Annotated in this window: 16 protein-coding genes; 4 read left to right on the forward strand and 12 right to left on the reverse strand. The window is 40.6% G+C overall.

The window, feature by feature from the left end; genetic code table 11:
* The first annotated feature begins 23 nt into the window (after window positions 1–23).
* Window positions 24–1502: an SLC5 family protein gene (locus tag H5088_RS11610; protein WP_024607662.1), complete on the forward strand. Its 1479-nt coding sequence runs from the start codon at window positions 24–26 to the stop codon at window positions 1500–1502.
* 321 nt (window positions 1503–1823) lie between these two features.
* The gene (locus H5088_RS11615) at window positions 1824–3956 is read left to right on the forward strand and encodes an alpha-galactosidase (protein ID WP_182752917.1); all 2133 of its coding nucleotides are present in this window, start codon (window positions 1824–1826) and stop codon (window positions 3954–3956) included.
* Window positions 3957–4116: 160 nt separating this feature from the next.
* On the opposite strand, the gene recG is transcribed toward H5088_RS11615, so the two are convergent.
* From recG to asnC, 3 genes are read right to left on the reverse strand one after another with little or no spacing between them, the layout of a single operon-like run.
* Window positions 4117–6198, reverse strand: coding sequence for an ATP-dependent DNA helicase RecG (gene recG, locus H5088_RS11620; protein WP_182712474.1), 2082 nt, complete (start codon window positions 6196–6198; stop codon window positions 4117–4119).
* A gap of 58 nt (window positions 6199–6256) precedes the next feature.
* A complete protein-coding gene (trmH, locus tag H5088_RS11625) occupies window positions 6257–6943 on the reverse strand; it encodes a tRNA (guanosine(18)-2'-O)-methyltransferase TrmH (protein ID WP_007580009.1) in 687 nt (228 codons plus the stop codon).
* A 41-nt stretch (window positions 6944–6984) separates the two neighbouring features.
* On the reverse strand, window positions 6985–7443 hold the full coding sequence (gene asnC, locus H5088_RS11630) for a transcriptional regulator AsnC (protein WP_024595831.1): 459 nt from the start codon (window positions 7441–7443) through the stop codon (window positions 6985–6987).
* A gap of 197 nt (window positions 7444–7640) precedes the next feature.
* On the opposite strand from asnC, the gene asnA reads away from it, so the two are divergent.
* Window positions 7641–8636, forward strand: a complete 996-nt coding sequence (gene asnA / locus H5088_RS11635; RefSeq protein WP_182737551.1) for an aspartate--ammonia ligase — start codon at window positions 7641–7643, stop codon at window positions 8634–8636.
* A gap of 39 nt (window positions 8637–8675) precedes the next feature.
* Here the strand turns inward: asnA and H5088_RS11640 are convergent, their stop codons facing one another.
* The 5 genes from H5088_RS11640 to gmk form a co-directional block, all read right to left on the reverse strand.
* Window positions 8676–10283 (reverse strand): DUF342 domain-containing protein, encoded by a 1608-nt coding sequence (locus tag H5088_RS11640; protein WP_182752919.1) that lies wholly within the window; start codon window positions 10281–10283, stop codon window positions 8676–8678.
* Between the two features lie 151 nt (window positions 10284–10434).
* Complete coding sequence (locus H5088_RS11645) at window positions 10435–10827, reverse strand: RidA family protein (RefSeq protein WP_002958826.1); 393 nt, start codon at window positions 10825–10827, stop codon at window positions 10435–10437.
* A 12-nt stretch (window positions 10828–10839) separates the two neighbouring features.
* On the reverse strand, window positions 10840–12945 hold the full coding sequence (gene spoT, locus H5088_RS11650; RefSeq protein ID WP_002958827.1) for a bifunctional GTP diphosphokinase/guanosine-3',5'-bis pyrophosphate 3'-pyrophosphohydrolase: 2106 nt from the start codon (window positions 12943–12945) through the stop codon (window positions 10840–10842).
* Between the two features lie 387 nt (window positions 12946–13332).
* Window positions 13333–13608, reverse strand: a complete 276-nt coding sequence (rpoZ, locus tag H5088_RS11655; RefSeq protein WP_002958829.1) for a DNA-directed RNA polymerase subunit omega — start codon at window positions 13606–13608, stop codon at window positions 13333–13335.
* A gap of 124 nt (window positions 13609–13732) precedes the next feature.
* Window positions 13733–14353 carry a guanylate kinase gene (gmk, locus tag H5088_RS11660; protein WP_182693853.1) on the reverse strand — a complete coding sequence of 207 codons (621 nt, stop codon included), beginning with the start codon at window positions 14351–14353 and terminating at the stop codon, window positions 13733–13735.
* 239 nt (window positions 14354–14592) lie between these two features.
* On the opposite strand from gmk, the gene H5088_RS11665 reads away from it, so the two are divergent.
* Window positions 14593–16068, forward strand: coding sequence for an NAD(P)H-hydrate dehydratase (locus tag H5088_RS11665; protein ID WP_182752921.1), 1476 nt, complete (start codon window positions 14593–14595; stop codon window positions 16066–16068).
* 19 nt (window positions 16069–16087) lie between these two features.
* Here H5088_RS11665 and H5088_RS11670 read toward each other — a convergent pair whose 3' ends face one another.
* The 4 genes from H5088_RS11670 to H5088_RS11685 form a co-directional block, all read right to left on the reverse strand.
* Window positions 16088–16522: a VOC family protein gene (locus tag H5088_RS11670; protein ID WP_182752923.1), complete on the reverse strand. Its 435-nt coding sequence runs from the start codon at window positions 16520–16522 to the stop codon at window positions 16088–16090.
* A 93-nt stretch (window positions 16523–16615) separates the two neighbouring features.
* A complete protein-coding gene (locus H5088_RS11675; RefSeq protein ID WP_182752953.1) occupies window positions 16616–16906 on the reverse strand; it encodes a hypothetical protein in 291 nt (96 codons plus the stop codon).
* Window positions 16907–17043: 137 nt separating this feature from the next.
* Window positions 17044–18690 (reverse strand): chaperonin GroEL, encoded by a 1647-nt coding sequence (gene groL / locus H5088_RS11680; RefSeq protein WP_182752925.1) that lies wholly within the window; start codon window positions 18688–18690, stop codon window positions 17044–17046.
* A gap of 48 nt (window positions 18691–18738) precedes the next feature.
* Window positions 18739–19026, reverse strand: coding sequence for a co-chaperone GroES (locus H5088_RS11685; protein ID WP_007580032.1), 288 nt, complete (start codon window positions 19024–19026; stop codon window positions 18739–18741).
* Window positions 19027–19126: the final 100 nt, after the last annotated feature.

Consider the following 19126-nt stretch of genomic DNA (forward strand, 5'->3'; position numbering starts at 1 on the left):
CGTAACGCGTAGGAGACACACACATGTCAGATAACATTTTACAGCTGGTGGTTTTTGTTTTTGTCACCGCTTTAATTGGTGGCCTTACTTATTGGAAATGCCGAGGCCAAAATCGCAATAACGGACAAAGCCAAACCAAAGAGTATTTTTTAGCGGGCGGTGGCCTTACTTGGATGTTTGTTGCAGGTTCAATCACATTAACTAATTTAAGTACTGATCAGCTTGTAGGTATGAATGGTAACCAAATGGCTTTACTGGTTTGGTGGGAGCTTGCAGCAATTATAGGTTTGATTATTTTAGCCAAAGTGTTCATTCCTGTTTATTACAAATACAACTGTACAACTACCACAGAGCTTTTAGAAAAGCGTTATAACAACAAACATATTCGCGCTGTTATTGGTGGTTTATTCTTTTTAGGTAATGCACTTATTTATATGCCAGCGGTTATTTATTCTGGCGCGCTATTTATGCAAACCATGTTTAAGGTTGATATTCCGCTAATGTATATCGCCACCGCATTTGCCATTATTGGTGCTGTTTATGCGTTTTTTGGCGGCCTGCGAGCAGTTGCTGTATCGGATACCTACAATGGCATACTTGTACTAGGCATGGCTGTTTTAGTCGTGTTTTTAGCACTTAATGCGATTGATTATGACTTTACGGGTATTCCTGAGGAGCGCTTAACACTCATCGGCGATGCTGATTCACCTATTCCATGGCCAACACTTTTAACCGGTATGATCTTTATTCAAATGTATTACTGGGGTACTAACCAAACAATTACGCAACGAGCCATGGCTGCTCCTAATGTTAAAGAAGCGCAAAAAGGTATATTTGCCGCAGCGGGAATTCGTTTTTTAATCGTCCCTGCCATTGTGGTATTACCGGGTATCATTTCGTTTAAACTTTACGGCGATATTGGCGACGCTGCTTATGGTCGAATTGTAGGTGATGTAATGCCAGCATGGTTAACCGGTGTGTTTGCAGCGGCAATGGCAGCCGCTGTACTCTCTACTTACAACAGCTTATTAAATTCAGCTACAGCACTATACGTGTGTGACATTCACGAAGCTTACTTTAATAAAGAGCCAAGTGTTGTAAAGCTAAGCGGTTACGTAACATTGCTACTAACAAGCTTAACACTGGTACTTGTACCAATTTACCAGCAAGCAGACAGTATTATTAACTTGCTACAGCAATTAAACGGCTTATTAAGTATGCCTATATTCTCAATTTTTGTAGTGGGCTTATTATTTAAAAATGTTGATGCACGTGCAGGTATTGCAGCAGTAATTTTAGGTGTTGTAATGTACGGCATGCTTACGTTTGCAAACTCACCACTACATACTGACATTCATTACATTCATTTAATGCCAATTACACTGATTGTATGTGTAGCTTTTGCATTGATAGTAAATAAAGTGGTATTTGGTTTGAATGCGCAGTGGGCAGGTAAAACACCGGCACTTGATGACGCAGGACAAGTACAAGTACAAAAATAGATTGTAAATAGTTTAAGCTGACAAAATCGGTCATGGGGCAACTCTGGCCGATTTTTTATATATATTAAAAGCAATAACAGAATTTTAAAGTAAAGGTTAGTTTAATAACTTTTATTACAGTGGTACTTCCAGTGAGTTTATCTGACTATTTGCGATGTAAAGACTATCAAAACCTAATTTGTATGATATATACTATTATTATTGAGTGTCACCATCTGATAGATTGTGGCTCAAGCAAAGAGATACATTTAGTAAATAGTGTAGCTTACTAATTTTCGTTATATTTATAACTCACACAATGAACAAGAGGATAGGAAAATCATGGCCGACACTAAATCATTTTATCGATTAGACAGTGTAAACAGCACCGTTATTTTCGACTGCCAGAGCAAAACACCGGCGTTACTGTACTTTGGTAAACGCCTATCTGAGCAAACAACAGAAACAATGCTTACTCAGCTTGCTACCCGTCAAGAGGTAAAATGTGCCGTGGTTGAAGAAGCGCCTATTTCTCTATCTCCTTTATTAGGCGAAGGCTTTACTGGCGCGCCAGGGCTTGAGCTAGTAAATGATTCAATCGCATGGTCAGTTGGGCCAGAGCTTCAAGAAGTGCGTCAGCCTTCAAGTGCGACTGTTGAGTTTGTAAGTGTAGATAAGCTTCGTGGTATTGAAGTCGTGCACAGCATTACGCTTGACAACAACAGTGACGTACTAAGTGCACATACTGTATTAACTAATTTAGGTGACTCACCACTGAGCGTTAATTTTTGCGCCGCGCCAACATTTCAATTGCCAGATAGCGTAAGCAAAATAGTGAGCTTTGAAGGTCGTTGGTCAAACGAATTCCAGCGTCAATCTGTTGATTTAGTGCTTGGGAGTTTTGTACGCGAAAACCGTAAAGGCAAAACATCACACGATGTGTTTCCTGGTTTATTAGTGCATAACGAAAATGCAGGCGAGCAACACGGCGAATGTTACGGCTTTCATTTAGGTTGGAGCGGCAACAATAAACTACGCGCAGAGCTTTTAGCTGAAGGTCGTCGTTATGTACAAATGGGTGAGCTATTACTTCCTGGTGAGCTTACGCTTGCTAAAGGTCAAACGTATCAAAGCCCGAGCATTTATGGCTCGTTTTCAAGTGAAGGTTTTAGTGCGCTTTCTCGTAATTTCCATCGTTTTGTTAAAGCTAATTTACTTAGCCAAGCTCAACGTGAAAAAGCGCGCCCTGTGCATTACAACACGTGGGAAGGTATTTACTTTGATCACGACGTAGACACGCTTAAGCAACTAGCCGACAAAGTAGCGCCGTTAGGTATTGAGCGTTTTGTACTTGATGATGGCTGGTTTAAAGGCCGCCGTGGCGACAATGCAGGCTTAGGTGATTGGACAGTAGATTACAAAATTTACCCTGATGGTTTATCGCCAGTCATTGATCATGTTAATAGCTTAGGTATGGAGTTTGGTATTTGGTTTGAACCAGAAATGGTTAACCCAGATAGTGATTTATACCGCGCGCATCCTGATTGGGTTTTAGGCTCAGAAAATAACGAGCAGTTAAGCTTTAGAAATCAGCTAGTACTTGATTTAACGCGCTCTGAGGTTGTTGAGTACCTATACAAAGCGATTGACGATATTTTAGTTGAATACCCAACTATTAAGTACATTAAATGGGATATGAACCGCGATATTAACCATGCGGGTAATTTTGATGGCAAGCCTGCTGTGCATCAGCAAACATTGGCACTTTATCGTTTAATTGACCGTATTAAAGCGGCGCACCCTGGTCTTGAAATAGAAAGCTGTTCGTCAGGTGGTGCACGTGTAGATTACGGCGTACTTGCACACACAGATCGTGTATGGACGTCAGATTCAAACGATGCGCTTGATCGCCTTGAAATACAGCGTGGATGTTCTTTCTTTTTCCCATCGTCGGTTATGGGTGCACACGTAGGCCCACGCGATTGTCATATCACAGGGCGTAATGTAAGTATTGAAATGCGTGCTGCGGTATCAATGTTTGGCCACATGGGAATCGAAATGGACCCACGTGAACTGACCGATCACGAATACAATGCACTTAAAGCGGCAATAGCACTTCATAAAGAGCATCGTGAGTTTATTCATGCTGCCGATTTATACCGCCTAGATAGCGACGATTTATCAATTAACTTTGGTTTAATTGATGCGAAAAAAACAAAAGCGTTATTTGCCTATAACAGCGTTCGCGAAACACCGCGTACAGCGCCTAATAAGCTTCGTTTTGTTGGCCTAGATGCCGATGCGCAGTACACACTTAATTTAGTGTGGCCGGTAAAATTTGAAGAGTATCGCCCATCTTCTATTGCTGCGGTAAATGGTCAAACATTTACAGGTGAAGCGCTAATGCAGTTTGGTTTACAAATGCCAATTTCATTCCCGCAAACATCGCTTATATTTGAGCTTAATAAAGCTTAAATTTAACTAAGAGCAGTAAAGGGCGAAAATCGCTTTTATGCTGCTCTATTGAGATATCAGAAGTCAGCTCTATATTGTTTAGAGCTGACTTTTTTATATCCTTAGTAAGCTAATTTAGTAAATTAACTTAGTAAACTCAAAAATATCGAAAATAGAGTGGTTACGCTTGCGCGTAATTTTGCTTATTACCCAACCAACGTTGAATTAGCGGGTCAACAACCTCTGGGTGTTGCTTAAGCATTTGCTGTGCAATCGGTCTAACTTGGTTGAGGATGTGCTTATCGCGGGTAAGATCGGCAATTTTAAACTCGGCTAACCCTGTTTGTTTTGTACCGAGTACTTCACCAGGGCCACGAATTTCTAAATCGCGCTCTGCTATCACAAAGCCATCGTTACTATCGCGTAGTACACCTAATCGCTTTTGAGCGGTATGAGACAGTGGTGCGTGGTATAAAAGCACGCAATGCGATGCAGTAGCGCCACGGCCAACTCGCCCACGTAACTGATGCAGCTGTGCTAAGCCTAAGCGCTCAGGGTTTTCTATAATGATTAAGCTCGCATTAGGGACATCTACACCAACTTCAATAACCGTCGTGGCAACTAAAACATGTATATTACCTGCCTTAAACTCGCTCATAATGGCTTGTTTTTCAGCTGATTTCATTCGCCCATGTACTAAGCCTACGTTTAGCTCTGGTAATGCTTCTTTTAACTGCAGTGCGCTGTCCTCCGCTGCTTGGCATTGCAGTACTTCAGATTCATCAATAAGTGTACACACCCAATAAACTTGGCGGCCTTGCTCGTTACACGCTAATTTAACGCGGGCAATAATATCGTCTCTGCGAGTATCAGGAAGTGCCACTGTTGTGATTGGCGTACGCCCAGGTGGCAGCTCGTCAATCACAGAGGTTTCTAAGTCGGCATAGGCGGTCATGGCGAGTGTACGTGGAATGGGTGTTGCGGTCATGACTAGTTGATGAGGGTAACAATCACCAAACTTACCTTTTTCACGCAGTGATAAACGCTGGTGGACACCAAAGCGGTGTTGCTCGTCAATAACGATAAGCACTAAGTTATTAAACTTAACTTCATCTTGAAATAAAGCGTGAGTACCTACAATCATTTGCGCTTCACCAGAGGCTATTTTTTCAAGTGTTGCTACGCGCTCTTTGCCTTTTGTTTTACCGCCAAGCCAAGCAACTGTTATACCTAGTTGATTAAACCACGTTGTAAAATTAACACCATGTTGCTCTGATAAAATTTCAGTAGGAGCCATTAAAGCGACTTGAAAGCCCTGCGCAATGGCTGTTAGTGCACTAAGTGCTGCTACTAGGGTTTTACCAGAGCCTACATCGCCTTGTACTAAACGCATCATGGGATACGCGTGTTGCATGTCACCTTTAATCTCAGCAACTACGCGGCTTTGCGCATTTGTGGGTGCAAAAGGAAGTTGCTCTAAAAATTGGCTTTCTAATGTGTTTACCGGATTTAATGCCACGGCTTTAACTTGTTGCCCTTGCTCTCGCACTTTTAATAAGCTGAGGTTTTGAGCAAGTAACTCCTCAAATACAAGGCGCTGTTGAGCAGGGTGAGTACCTTGCTCTAGTGCAGCTACATCAACATTATTTGGTGGGCGGTGCAGTAATAATAAGGCGTCACTTAGCGGCATATTTGATGGCTGCCACTGTGAAGGCAGTAGTTCTTCTACTGAGTATTTATTTAGTAAATCAATAGCCTGTTCGCTTAAAGCTCTAATCGATAGTTGCTTTAAGCCTTCGGTTGTTGAATAAACGGGCGTTAATGTTGTCGCTACCGGCTGCTCGTTAGAGGTATCGCTGATGCTGTATTCAGGATGACTCATTTCAAAGCCAACACGGCCACGGCGCACTTCACCAAAACAACGTATTATTTTACCAGCGCTAAATGCGTTTTTTTGTGCAGCGGTAAAATTAAAAAATCGTAGTGTTAGCCTGCCAGTACCATCATTGATTTGGCAAACAAGCATGCGCCTTTTTCCAAACGTGATTTGGCTTGTTTCAATTGTTGCTTCAACACTCACGTGGCTATGTAGTGACAACTCATTAATCGCGTATAAGCGAGTGCGATCTTCATAGCGAAGTGGCAAATGAAAAAGCATATCTTGCACAGTTAAAATACCTAGCTTTAACAAACGCTCAGCCATTTTTGGGCCGACCCCTTTGAGCTCTGTAATTGGGTATTGATTTAAGCTAGGTTTAGACAAATTATATCAATCTTATTATTTGTGAATAAGTTAAGTGTACTTACAGAGCTTTAGTCCATCAAGTATGTTTTAAAGCTTGCCAAAATTGCTCGTCAGCGACTATTTCGCCGTTTTCATCAAGTGCAGGATAAGGTAATTTTTTTTGTTTACACTGCCTTGCGATAATAGGGTGGCAGCCTTCAAAGTAAAGTGGATGTTTAACTTCGGCGCTCAACATATCTCTATTATATAAACCAGCAAGCTCGCGTTGGCGCTGTGCTTCAAACAATATTAGCGCAGCAGCAACTGAAACATTTAGTGATTGCACCATGCCTTGCATTGGAATAATAATATTTTGATCGGCATATTCTAGGGCTTTTTCTGATATCCCTGTTTTTTCTTGTCCAACAATAATAGCCGTTGGCTTGGTGTAATCTACTTCTCTAAAATCAACAGCATCTTCTGATAAGTGAGTCGCTAATATTTGTATTTCTGGATTGCGTTCACGCATTGCAGTAACAGCATCATCAATATTTCTATGTAAGTGCGTCTCTAGCCAGTTTTTACTGCCGCCTGAGGTATTGTTTGTTAGCCATTTTTGCTTTTCAGGCCATACAGCATGTACGTGATGACAACCAACCGCATCAGCACTTCGTACTATTGCAGATAAGTTATGGTGTTTGTGCACGTCTTCTAAGCACACGGTTAAGTCTGTTTGACGGCGCGAAAGTACGTCTTCGATTCTTTGGTAGCGAGTTTGCTGCATGGTTATCCTCTTTTTTCGGCAATTATACGAGATTTTTGCAGTTAAGGCATTACCGTACGGCTAATTGGATTTTGTAGAGAAATAAGAGTTTCTGTTGACTGAATAGCTTCTATTGCCTGTATTTTATTAATCAGCACATCTTGTAAGTGATCAATAGATTTTGTCATTACCTTTATAAATATACTGTAGTTACCTGTTGTGTAATAAGCCTCTACCACTTCCTCCAATGCTTCTAGCTTTATAAGTGTTTGTGGGTAATCACGTGCGTTATTTAAATTAATACCTATAAAGCAACACACATCGTAGCCTAGCTGTTTAGTATTAATCGTTAATTGGGTGCCTGTAATGATCCCTGCTTGCTTCATTTTTTCAATTCTTACGTGAATTGTCCCAGCGCTTACATTAAATCTTTTTGCTAATTCGGCGTACGCAGTACGGGCATTTTCCATTAATGCATGAAGTATCTGTTTATCGAGATTATCGATTAAATAATTTTCCATTATATTTTTCTCATAAAATTATTGAATATATGATTTTTATACCACTTAATTGATGATTTTAATATGTTAAGGCTATTTTTATTGTGGGATGTTGAATTAATTCATTAAATCGTTACATTAACCTCATTAAAGGCGCTCGTTAGGGCGCTTTTTATCAATTAAGCAAGTAACAATAACTGGGAATGAGGCCAATTATTATGAGTTCACACTATGTGCAGCAACAGCAGCAAATAAGTAAAGTTAAGCAATTTTTTTCACAGCAACTAGAAACCCAACTTGGGCTGGTTGAGGTTCAAGCCCCTATTTTGGCTAAAGTAGGTGACGGCACGCAAGATAACTTAAGCGGCCATGAAAACGCAGTTGCTGTAAATGTAAAAGCGATTACAGATAGCCGCTACGAAGTGGTGCATTCATTGGCTAAGTGGAAACGTAAAACACTAGCAACTTATGGCTTTGGTGTTGGTGAGGGTATTTACACTCAAATGAAAGCTTTGCGCCCAGATGAAGATTCATTAAGTCCTATTCATTCTGTATATGTTGATCAATGGGATTGGGAAAAAGTAATTAACGAAACCACAGAGCGTTCGCTGGCAACACTAAAGCAAACTGTTCAATCTATTTATAAAGGGATAAAAGAGACGGAAGCTTTTGTAAGAGAGTCTTATGGTTTGACGCCTTTTTTACCGGACGACATTAAGTTTGTGCACAGTGAAGAGTTACGTAAAATGTACCCTGACTTTAGCGCTAAACAACGCGAAAAAGCCATTGCACAAGAATATGGTGCTGTATTTTTAATTGGTATTGGTGGCGCGCTTGGTGATGGCAAAATCCATGATGTAAGAGCCCCAGATTACGATGATTGGTCTACGCCGACATGCGAGCAATACATGGGTTTAAATGGTGATATTTTAGTATGGAACCCAGTACTTGAAGACGCTTTTGAAATTTCATCAATGGGTATACGCGTAAGTCCTGAAGTTTTAAAAGCGCAGTTAAGTACAACTGGAGATGAAGACCGCTTAGAGTTTGATTGGCATAAAGCGCTACTACAAAGTAAATTTCCGCAAACAATTGGCGGTGGAATAGGGCAGTCGCGCTTAGCGATGCTCTTGCTACAAAAGCAGCATATTGGTCAAGTACAAGTGGGTGTATGGCCGCAGCAAACACATGCTGAGGTAAGCGGTTTACTTTAAATGTGAATAAATTTGAGTGCTCAATAGAGCACTCAGTTATTAGCTTGTTTTGAACTCTATTTCAATTTTGTTATTCAAAAGTTTAACGTTGCACGGAGGGTAATTGCGGATTGTTTTGAGTACTTTATCAAAAATATGAATCTCTACACCTGAATGCAAAACAGAATTTACCGCTAAATTAGCGTCGTTAAGTAAATCGTGTAAGTCGTGATCTAAGTTTGAAAGACGTTTTTCTAATTGCTCTGCCTGCTCACAATAATGCTTTTGAGTAGCACCAATTTTAGTAATTAATAGTTTTTTCTTTTCGGCATCCTTCACTAAATCAGTTTTTTCTAGTGCTGCTTGCAACGTGTCTAGCTGTGCATCTGTTTTAGCTAAGTCTTTAAAGCAATTATCAGTATCAGCGGTTATTTCGGCGCCAGAAGCCGCTAGGTTAATAATCATTTTAGCGCCTGATTCATTCCCTATTTCGCCAGCAATGAGGGTCGTTGCATCGAGTATTTCGCCACCAAATATTTTACCCTTAGGTAAGTCGGATTGACCAACTTGCAGTAAGCGTTTAGCTTTCATTACACAGTGGCTTGTTTGGCGATCAATAAAAATATTATTTGCTTCTAGGTAGCAATACTGTGAATGAGAGACGTGAATATCACCTTGCGCAATAAGCTTACAAGACAGTGATTGTTCGTCGGCTTTTTGATGGCCAATAATGCCTTGTTTAACGGTGATGTTTCCGCCTGCGGTAAGCTCTCCTGATTCAACAGTGCCAAATATAGTAATATCGCCTTTGGCTGTTACTTTCATTCCAGGGTCTATATTGCGGGTAACAATAACACTGCCTTGAAAGTCAATGTGGCCGCTTTTTACGTTTACATCTGAAATGGTAAAAATATCGTCGACACGCATACCATTATTAATTTCAACCGGAACACCTGCAATAGTAGAGACTAGTTCAAGCGGATTTAGCTTTGATATTTCGGTGCCTTCGCCTGCTACTAATTGTTTATTTTCTCCGGGTTTTGCGGGCAGTTTGTCACCTATTACGGTGAAGCCTTCTTTACCAGGGGTTGCTGGTTGTTGGCGAATAAGCACAGAGCCTGGCTCTACGCTTGCAAGCTTGCCAAAGTCGCGCATATCCACGCTGCCATCTTCTTTGAGCTTGGGGGTTTTTAAACGGTCTTTTAAAGTCTCTACGGTTGTTATTAGTTTAGTGGCCAAACCATCACTTGGTAGCCTACCTTTAGCTAATACTCCCTTAACGACAGAACCCGCTGTATGCTCAAACTGTTTTTGCAGTAGCAACTCTAAAAATGCTTGCTTATAGCCACGCACAATTCCTGCTTTAACGAGTTGTTTTTTTGCATCTTCTAAACTTAATAATTTTCCGCCTTGGGCAAGGGTTAGCTCGCCAATGGCCAGCATTTTATCGTCGCTAATTGTTACATTTAAAGTGGCATTGTGTTTTGTTGCTACAACCAGAGTGTGTTGTGTGTTTTCGTTTTTAAAAAAATCATTAATAGCGTCATGATCTATTTTGCAGTCGCAAAAAGCTGACTTTTCGAGAGCCTCTAAAATAAATGCAGCGCTGGGAGGAATATGTTCTTTTACATCAAGTAAAACATTTCCATTGTTGGCAAGCTTAAACACGAGTTAATCCTTTTTTACTACTTAAGTTAAGTTTGTTTTTTAAAACACAACTACAGATTGCTAGAAATTTACATTTGAGTCAAGAAGTCACAGAGAACGAAGTGCTAAGAGGGAAAAAAAGGCTATAGAGAGGCTCTATAGCCTGTAATACTTAATTGGTAGAAGGAAGTTCCATTATTCCATCTATTTCAACTTGTGCACCTTTTGGAAGTGCACGAACACCTAATGCAGCTCTCGCTGGGTAAGGTTGCTTAAAGTATTGGCTCATAACTTCATTTACAGTCGCGAAGTTAGATAAATCAGTTAGATAAATATTTATTTTCACTAAATCTTGAATTTGCCCGCCAGCTTCTTCACATACCGCAGTGATATTTTTAAATACCTGATGCGTTTGCTCACTAAAGTCTTCTGAAATCATTTCCATCGTTTCTGGCACTAATGGAATTTGACCAGATAAATAAACAGCGGTGCCTACTTTAACTGCTTGGCTGTAAGTGCCAATGGCAGCAGGTGCTTTGTCGGTAGAGATAAATGCTTTATTCATGTGTTTCCTATTTTACTTTTTACGATAGACTTTTTGTACATCAGGCATAACGCGAATGCGGCGCATAATGTTAGCAACGTGGATACGGTTTTTAACGGTAACCCCTAAATCTATCACGTATAAATTACTTTCTTTTTCATCGGTGGTTATTTCTACAATATTGGCTTGGGTTGTAGTAACAACATTGGTTAATTTAGCCAGAGCCCCCTGATGATTAATAATTTCAACTCTCAGAGCTGCAATATATTCTTTCTCTGGGTTATCGTCCCATTTTACAACTAAGTATTTAGAGCGCTCATTTTCCCAGCCACGGATGTTTTTACATTCTTGGCGGTGAACGGTCAGGCCCTTACCTTGGCTTACATGAGCTGTAATAGCATCGCCAGGTACAGGTCGGCAACACTTAGAGTAATTAACTAGCATGCCCTCAGTACCAATAATGGTCGCTTTGGCTTGGCTGGTAATATCAGTTAAGTCGTCACTGTCATTTTGTAATAGGCGTTTGGCAATTAACATGCTCATTAGGTTACCAGAGCCAATTTCTACAAGTAATTCAAGAAGCGTTGTTAGTTCGTGCTCCTCAAGTACTCTCGCTATATTTTCATCAGCAATGCTATCTAGTTTGTTTTCACCTAATGCTGAATCAAGTAAGCGGCGCCCTAAAAGCATAGCTTCTTCATGATGCTGGCTTCTAAGGTAGTTACGAACGCCCAAACGCGCTTTACCAGTAACAATAAAGTTTAGCCATGTTGCATTAGGGTGAGCGCCTGAGCTTGTTATTATTTCTATAGTTTGCCCTGTATCTAAGGGCCTACTTAAAGGGTGCGGCTTGCGATTAACGCGAGCGCCTACGCAGGTGTTGCCTACATCTGTATGCACGGCATAAGCAAAATCGACTGCGGTAGCACCCATTGGTAGCTCAACAATACGCCCATCTGGTGTAAATACGTAAATTTCTTCTGGGAATAGCTCAGTTTTTACATTTTCAATAAATTCAAATGATGAACCCGCACTTTGCTGAAGCTCTAATAAGCTCTGCATCCACTGGCGAGCACGTTGCTGCGAAGTATTACCTGCGCCATCACCTGCTTTTTTATACATCCAATGCGCCGCTACACCTTTGTCGGCCATATGATCCATATCATGAGTACGAATTTGAATTTCAACAGGTATACCGTGAGGACCAACTAATGAAGTATGAAGCGATTGGTAACCATTTGTTTTTGGTACTGCAATATAATCTTTAAAGCGTGTTTCAATAGGTTTATAAAGACTATGAGCTACACCTAATACACGATAACACGTATCCATAGAGTCAACTGCAATTCTAAACGCGTAAATATCCATAACTTCGTTAAATAGCAGTTCTTTATTAAGCATTTTTTTATAAATACTATATAAATGTTTTTCACGGCCTGACACAGTTGCTTTAATGCCTGATTCTTCAAGACGTGCTTCTATTTCATGTTGGATATTAGTAATAACTTCTTTGCGATTACCGCGTGCTTTAGCAACTTCCGATTTAAGTGCGCGATGACGCATAGGATATAAAGCTTGAAAACCTAAGTCTTCAAGTTCATTTTTAATATCGTGAATACCTAAGCGGTTTGCAATTGGTGCGTAAATTTCTAGTGTTTCACGCGCTATTCTGCGGCGCTTATCTGGGCGCAATGCGCCTAAAGTACGCATATTGTGTGTTCTATCAGCAAGCTTGATTAAAATGACTCGAATATCCTGAGTCATTGCCATAATCATTTTGCGGTAGTTTTCAGCTTGGAATTCTTTTTTATCTTTAAAGCTAAGCTTATCGAGCTTACTCACACCTTCAACTAGCTCTGCAACAGTTTCGCCAAATATCTCGGCTAAATCTTGTTGACTAAAATCAGTATCTTCAATTACATCATGCATTAGCGCGGCCATGAGCGTTTCATGGTCAAGATGCATGCCTGCAAGAATTTGGGTTACTTCTACTGGGTGCGTTATGTAAGGTTCGCCACTCGAGCGAGTTTGTCCTTCATGGGCCTCTCGGGCTACCACGTAAGATTTTTGAACCAGCTCTACATCAGCAGCGGGCAAGTATTCTGAGATTTTCTTTTTAAGACCTTCAAAAAGATACATTCACACTCCAATGTTCTAGGGCCTGTTGACCTTTCAGGATTAAAATTTGTTCAATCTAGGGGCGATTTAATTGTGGCGCGAGGTTTTTAGCCTAGTGGGCTAAGTAAAAATCGAGCAACAAAGAGTAAAGTGCCCCTAGGCAGAACCCTTTAGGCAGCGCATGTTTTGCATTTATGCTGCGTTATCGCCTATTTATGGGGAATAACCACACTACATAGGCTCTGCCTTGCCTAAATACCAAACATACTACTGCAAATTTAACCTCGAAAGATAAACAGCCCTAGTGAAGTAAATTAGGTAAGCTACGAATATACGATGAAAAGAGAGGATTGCCAACGGCTATAGTAGAAATACTGCGCCGTTGGCTAAATCAGACCGGGAGGTCGATTATTGGTTGCCACCAACAATAGCGGCAACTGCAGCTAATTCAGCTGCTTCTTGGTGTTGTTGTTCTTCACGGTCAATTAAGTCCATTGAAGAGCTATCAACTAAACCTAATTCAATTTCACGTAAAGCAACTACCGTTGGCTTATCGTTTTCAGGGTCTACTAGTGGAGTTTTACCACCAACAGCAATTTGGCGGGCACGACGAGCCGCAACTAAAATTAAGTCAAAACGATTACCAACTGCATCTACTGCATCTTCAACTGTTACGCGGGCCATCACAGCACTCCAAAAATAATTTAAATCAAAGACGTAGTTTACTGCAAGCAGCCACTTTCGCCAATAGCCAGTGTTCAATTTTTATCAGTTTTACTTGTCTAAGCCTGATTTAAATAGACTTAAATTATTTAAGCAGGCTATTTAGTAAAACTTGATGGCGTTCTTCTTGCGCTTTTAGGGTTAAGCGCTGAGCCATTACAATCATTTCTATGTCGCCAAGCGCGCTCTCAAAGTCATCATTAACAATTACATAGTCGTATTCGTTATAATGTGATGTCTCAGATTGTGCTTTTGCCATACGAGAGGCAATAACCTCAGCCGAATCTTGGCCACGATTATTTAAGCGTTGCTCTAACTCTTCTTTTGAAGGAGGTAGTATAAAAATAGTTTTCACGCTTGGCATTATTTCGCGCACTTGTTGCGCGCCTTGCCAATCAATATCTAAAAACACATCAATACCCGCATCAAGTTGCGACTCAATAGCCTGCTTTGATGTGCCGTAGTAATTGTCAAACACTTGGGCCCATTCAAAAAAGTCATCTTTGGCAATAAGCGCTTTAAATTCGTCTGTAGATACAAAGTGATAATGCACGCCATTTTCTTCACCTGGACGAGGGGCGCGAGTTGTATGTGATACAGATACTTTCATGTCAGCGTGTTTTTTTAATAACGCATTGATTAAGCTTGATTTACCAGCACCTGAAGGGGCTGATAAAATAAATAAGTTACCGCGAGTTTGTGCCATGCTTTTCTCTACCTAAAAATAAACAGGCTTGGATTACAAGTAAACCAAGCCTTTAATTAACTGCATTGTACTTTAATTAGCTCACCTTGCTCAAGTTAGACGTGCTCAAGTGAGCCATGCTCAAATTGAAGTGGGAGTGTTAGACTTTAAATAAAATCGCAGTTTAAAATTGCCAACAGAACTAGCCGCTAGATATAAGTATTTGATAAGGTGAAGTATCACCTATTAAAGGAGCCTTTATGCTTAATAAAACCTTATTTACCGCACAACAAGTAAGAGATAATGAAGCTTTAGCGGCTAAAAATAGTCATTGCGATTTATTTACCCTAATGCAGCGAGCAGGCGAGGCTGTATATAAGCAATGGCAGTTATTTGATGCGCAGCATACATTAGTCATTGTTGGCCATGGTAACAACGCTGGAGACGGTTACGTTGTAGCTAGGCTTATTATGCAATCAGGTAAAAAGGTAACAGTATGCGCTGCTGAACCCGAAAAAACATTAAAAGGTGATGCTGCAAAAGCGCAGCAGCTATGGAGAGAAGCGGGTGGGGTGGTTTCTCATTTTACAAAAGATGCTCTTAATGAGTGCGATATCGTTATTGATGCGCTCCTTGGTACTGGGCTTAATAGCGCCGTACGCGATAATTTTGCGAATATAATTAACGCTGTAAATAACAGTGGTAAGCCTGTAATAAGCATTGATATTCCATCAGGCATTGAAGCAAATACAGGACAGCCTTTAGGGTGCGCAGTACAAGCTACTTCAACCGTTACTTTTGTAGGTATAAAGCAAGGGCTCACAACGACGGCAGGTAAACAATATAGCGGTCAGTTAGTTTTTGATGATTTAGCAATTGGCGATGCGTTTACTTGTATAGCTCAATCATCAGGAACCTTGATAAATATTAATAGCTTTAAAGGAATTGCCACGCGGGCAATCAATAGTCACAAAGGCAGCCATGGCAAGCTTTTATGTGTTGGTGGCAATCAAGGTACTGCAGGTGCAATTAGGTTAAGTAGTGAAGCAGCTCTTAGAACGGGTGCTGGCATGGTAAGGGTGTATACACACGAAAGCTCAATAACACCTATTAGTATTGGCAGACCAGAGCTTATGGTAAGCAGTAATAACTTACATCAAGCGCTAGAGTGGGCAAGCTGCGTTGTTATTGGCCCAGGGCTTGGGCAAGACGAGTGGGCACAACAAACATTCGATGAAGTAATGCAATATTGCCAAAACAATAAAATGCCATTGGTTATAGATGCAGACGCCCTTAATTTACTCGCTAAGCAAGCCTCATCTTATGTGTTAGAGCAATGCGTACTTACGCCACATCCAGGCGAAGCTTCGCGACTGCTAAGTGTTAGTACCAGCGACATAGAATCAGACCGCTTTAATTATGCCCGCCTTTGCGCCAAGCGCTATAACGCGACTTGTGTATTAAAAGGCGCAGGAACATTAATAGATAATGCCCAGCACACGTGGGTGTGTGAAGATGGCAACCCAGCACTGGCAGTTGGCGGCAGTGGCGACGTACTCACTGGTATTATTGGGGCATTACTTGCTCAAGGTTTAACTATTGATGAAGCAGCACGTTATGGTGTAACACTGCACGCTAAAGCCGGTGATATCGCAAGTGAGCGAGATGGGCAAAGGGGCATGCTACCCAGTGATCTATTCCCAATTGTAAGAGAGTTAGTTAATAAAGTGACGTGAGTTTAAGCGTCACTTTATCTCACTGATTATTAAGCTGTAATAAATCCCATTTTGTACCATATAGGTCTTCAAAAACCACTACGGTGCCATAGGGTTCTACTCGAGGTTCTTCGTTAAATGTAACGCCTTTAGAAAGCATTAAATTATAATCTCGCCAAAAGTCATTGGTGTGCAAAAATAAAAACACGCGACCACCTGTTTGATTACCAATAGCACTCATTTGTTCGGGCGTTGTGGCTTTAGCAAGCAGTAGATTAGTCCTGCACGAATTAGTTTCGTTTGAATTAGCCCCATTTGAATTTGGAGGTGAAATTAACACCCAACGTTTACCATCACCTAAGTTAGTATCCTCGACTAATTCAAAATTTAGCTTTTGAGTATAAAACTCAATGGCATCGTCGTAGTCCTTAACAACTAATGCAATGCTGCCGATATGTTGTTGAACGTTAGTCATGTTTGGTTTACTCCGTACTATTAAATAAATGTGCTTTTTATCATATTTAGTAAACGATCAAGTAGGGTATATGCCCGCAGTATGTAATATGAATTAACTTACGAGTTCGTCTTCATCATCGGGTGGATCACCTGAGTCTTCTTTGCGTTTTTTTTGTTCTTGTTTTGCTTTTTGTACATTTTCGTATGTAGGCGGTGGGATAGGAATAATAGGAATAATAGAAATAAGCGGAAAGAATGCTAAAAATAAATAAGCCCCCTTAGACATACTTTTACCCCACGTTACCATTTTGAGCATAGCCCAAACTACGAATGAAAATAACCCAGTCACAAGGGCAACAAAAACAAAGAAGATGAATATTGTGTTATTACATAATAAATCCATTTAATATAAATCTTAGTTATACGTAACTTAGGTATGGGTATAAATTAAACAATATTAATGATTTTTATACTAAAAAGCAAAAAACCAGCCGAAGCTGGTTTTTTTATATAAGCGAGGTGCTTAAACGGTGATGTTTATCACATCATTCCGCCCATACCACCCATTCCGCCCATGCCACCCATATCAGCGCCACCAGCTTCATCTTTTGGGATTTCAGCTACCATTGCTTCAGTAGTGATCATTAGACCCGCAATAGACCCTGCAAATTGTAATGCAGAGCGTGTTACTTTAGTTGGATCTAGAATACCCATTTCAATCATGTCGTTGTATTCGCCAGTTGCTGCGTTGTAACCAAAGTTACCGTCGCCGCCTTTAACTGCGTTAATTACAACAGATGCTTCGTCGCCAGCGTTTGTTACGATTTGACGAAGTGGCGCTTCCATCGCACGAAGTGCAACTTTAATACCGTGGTTTTGATCTTCGTTGTCGCCAACTAAATCAGCTAGCTTGCTAGCAGCACGTACAAGTGCAACACCGCCGCCAGGTACTACGCCTTCTTCAACCGCTGCACGAGTTGCATTTAATGCATCTTCAACGCGGTCTTTTTTCTCTTTCATTTCGATTTCAGTAGCAGCACCTACTTTGATTACTGCAACACCGCCAGCTAGTTTAGCCATGCGCTCTTGAAGTTTTTCTTGATCGTAGTCAGATGTAGCTTCTTCAATTTGTGCTTTAATTTGAGAAACACGTCCAGTAATACCCGCTTCTTCACCAGCACCGTCAATGATAGTTGTATCATCTTTAGTGATAATTACGCGCTTAGCTGTACCTAGATCTTCAACTGTTGCTTTTTCAAGCTCTAAGCCGATTTCTTCAGAAATAACAGTACCGCCAGTTAATACAGCGATATCTTGCAGCATTGCTTTACGACGATCGCCAAAGCCAGGTGCTTTAACAGCTGATACTTTAACAATACCGCGCATGTTATTAACTACTAATGTAGCTAGTGCTTCGCCTTCAAGGTCTTCTGCAATGATTAGTAGTGGTTTACTTGCTTTAGCAACCGCTTCTAATGTTGGTAATAATTCACGGATGTTAGATATTTTTTTATCTACAAGTAGAATAAATGGGTTATCTAGTTCAACAGTGCCTTTTTCTGGGCTGTTGATAAAGTAAGGAGATAAGTAACCACGGTCAAACTGCATGCCTTCAACAACATCTAGTTCGTTTTCAAGTGATTGACCTTCTTCTACAGTAATAACACCACTGTTACGGCCTACTTTTTCCATTGCTTGTGCAATGATATTACCAATCTCTTGATCAGAGTTAGCAGAAATAGTACCTACTTGTGCAATTGCTTTAGTATCAGAACAAGGAACAGATAACGCTTTAAGCTCTGCAACAGCAGCAATAACTGCTTTGTCGATGCCGCGCTTAAGATCCATTGGATTCATGCCTGCTGCAACAGCTTTAAGGCCTTCATTAACAATAGACTGTGCAAGTACTGTAGCGGTAGTTGTACCATCGCCGGCTGCATCATTTGCTTTAGATGCAACTTCTTTAACCATTTGTGCGCCCATGTTTTCAAACTTGTCTTCAAGTTCGATTTCTTTTGCTACAGAAACACCATCTTTAGTGATAACTGGTGAGCCAAATGATTTATCTAGTACAACGTTACGGCCTTTAGGACCTAATGTAACTTTTACTGCGTTTGCCAGGATGTTTACGCCAGTTAGCATTTTAGCGCGTGCGTCACCTGCAAAAAGTACTTCTTTTGCTGCCATGTTTTAAATTCCTCTAAATTCTTAAATGTTTATAAACGAAAAGTAGGTTTAGCCTACAATGCCTAAAATATTATCTTCACGCATGATCAGGTACTCTTGACCTTCGATCTTTTCAACTTTTTCAACATATGAGCCAAATAACACAGTGTCACCGGCTTTAACTTCTAACGCTCTCACGTCACCGTTTTCTAAAACGCGACCATTACCTACGGCTACAACTTCTCCGCGAGTTGATTTTTCAGCTGCAGAGCCAGTTAATACAATACCGCCAGCAGATTTTGTTTCTTCTTCTAGACGTTTAACGATTACGCGATCTTGTAAAGGACGAATGTTCATGTTTTTTAGTTCTCCTAACAGTTTCTGAACAGTACAGAAAAAAGCTTTTCTAATTTGCATTCATTAATGGGGGTAGAGTGAAAAATTCCAAGAGAAAAAA

The sequence above is a fragment of the Pseudoalteromonas sp. SR43-3 genome, assembly GCF_014163875.1.
GTDB lineage: Bacteria > Pseudomonadota > Gammaproteobacteria > Enterobacterales > Alteromonadaceae > Pseudoalteromonas > Pseudoalteromonas distincta.

What these genes read in the sequence shown, in the direction of transcription:
- H5088_RS11610 (WP_024607662.1), top strand. Translation starts at nt 24, where the DNA reads ATGTCAGATAACATTTTACAGCTGGTGGTTTTTGTTTTTGTCACCGCT.
- H5088_RS11615 (WP_182752917.1), top strand. Translation starts at nt 1,824, where the DNA reads ATGGCCGACACTAAATCATTTTATCGATTAGACAGTGTAAACAGCACC.
- trmH (WP_007580009.1), bottom strand. Translation starts at nt 6,943, where the DNA reads ATGCAGCAAACTCGCTACCAAAGAATCGAAGACGTACTTTCGCGCCGT.
- asnC (WP_024595831.1), bottom strand. Translation starts at nt 7,443, where the DNA reads ATGGAAAATTATTTAATCGATAATCTCGATAAACAGATACTTCATGCA.
- asnA (WP_182737551.1), top strand. Translation starts at nt 7,641, where the DNA reads ATGAGTTCACACTATGTGCAGCAACAGCAGCAAATAAGTAAAGTTAAG.
- H5088_RS11645 (WP_002958826.1), bottom strand. Translation starts at nt 10,827, where the DNA reads ATGAATAAAGCATTTATCTCTACCGACAAAGCACCTGCTGCCATTGGC.
- spoT (WP_002958827.1), bottom strand. Translation starts at nt 12,945, where the DNA reads ATGTATCTTTTTGAAGGTCTTAAAAAGAAAATCTCAGAATACTTGCCC.
- rpoZ (WP_002958829.1), bottom strand. Translation starts at nt 13,608, where the DNA reads ATGGCCCGCGTAACAGTTGAAGATGCAGTAGATGCAGTTGGTAATCGT.
- gmk (WP_182693853.1), bottom strand. Translation starts at nt 14,353, where the DNA reads ATGGCACAAACTCGCGGTAACTTATTTATTTTATCAGCCCCTTCAGGT.
- H5088_RS11665 (WP_182752921.1), top strand. Translation starts at nt 14,593, where the DNA reads ATGCTTAATAAAACCTTATTTACCGCACAACAAGTAAGAGATAATGAA.
- H5088_RS11670 (WP_182752923.1), bottom strand. Translation starts at nt 16,522, where the DNA reads ATGACTAACGTTCAACAACATATCGGCAGCATTGCATTAGTTGTTAAG.
- H5088_RS11675 (WP_182752953.1), bottom strand. Translation starts at nt 16,906, where the DNA reads ATGGATTTATTATGTAATAACACAATATTCATCTTCTTTGTTTTTGTT.
- groL (WP_182752925.1), bottom strand. Translation starts at nt 18,690, where the DNA reads ATGGCAGCAAAAGAAGTACTTTTTGCAGGTGACGCACGCGCTAAAATG.
- H5088_RS11685 (WP_007580032.1), bottom strand. Translation starts at nt 19,026, where the DNA reads ATGAACATTCGTCCTTTACAAGATCGCGTAATCGTTAAACGTCTAGAA.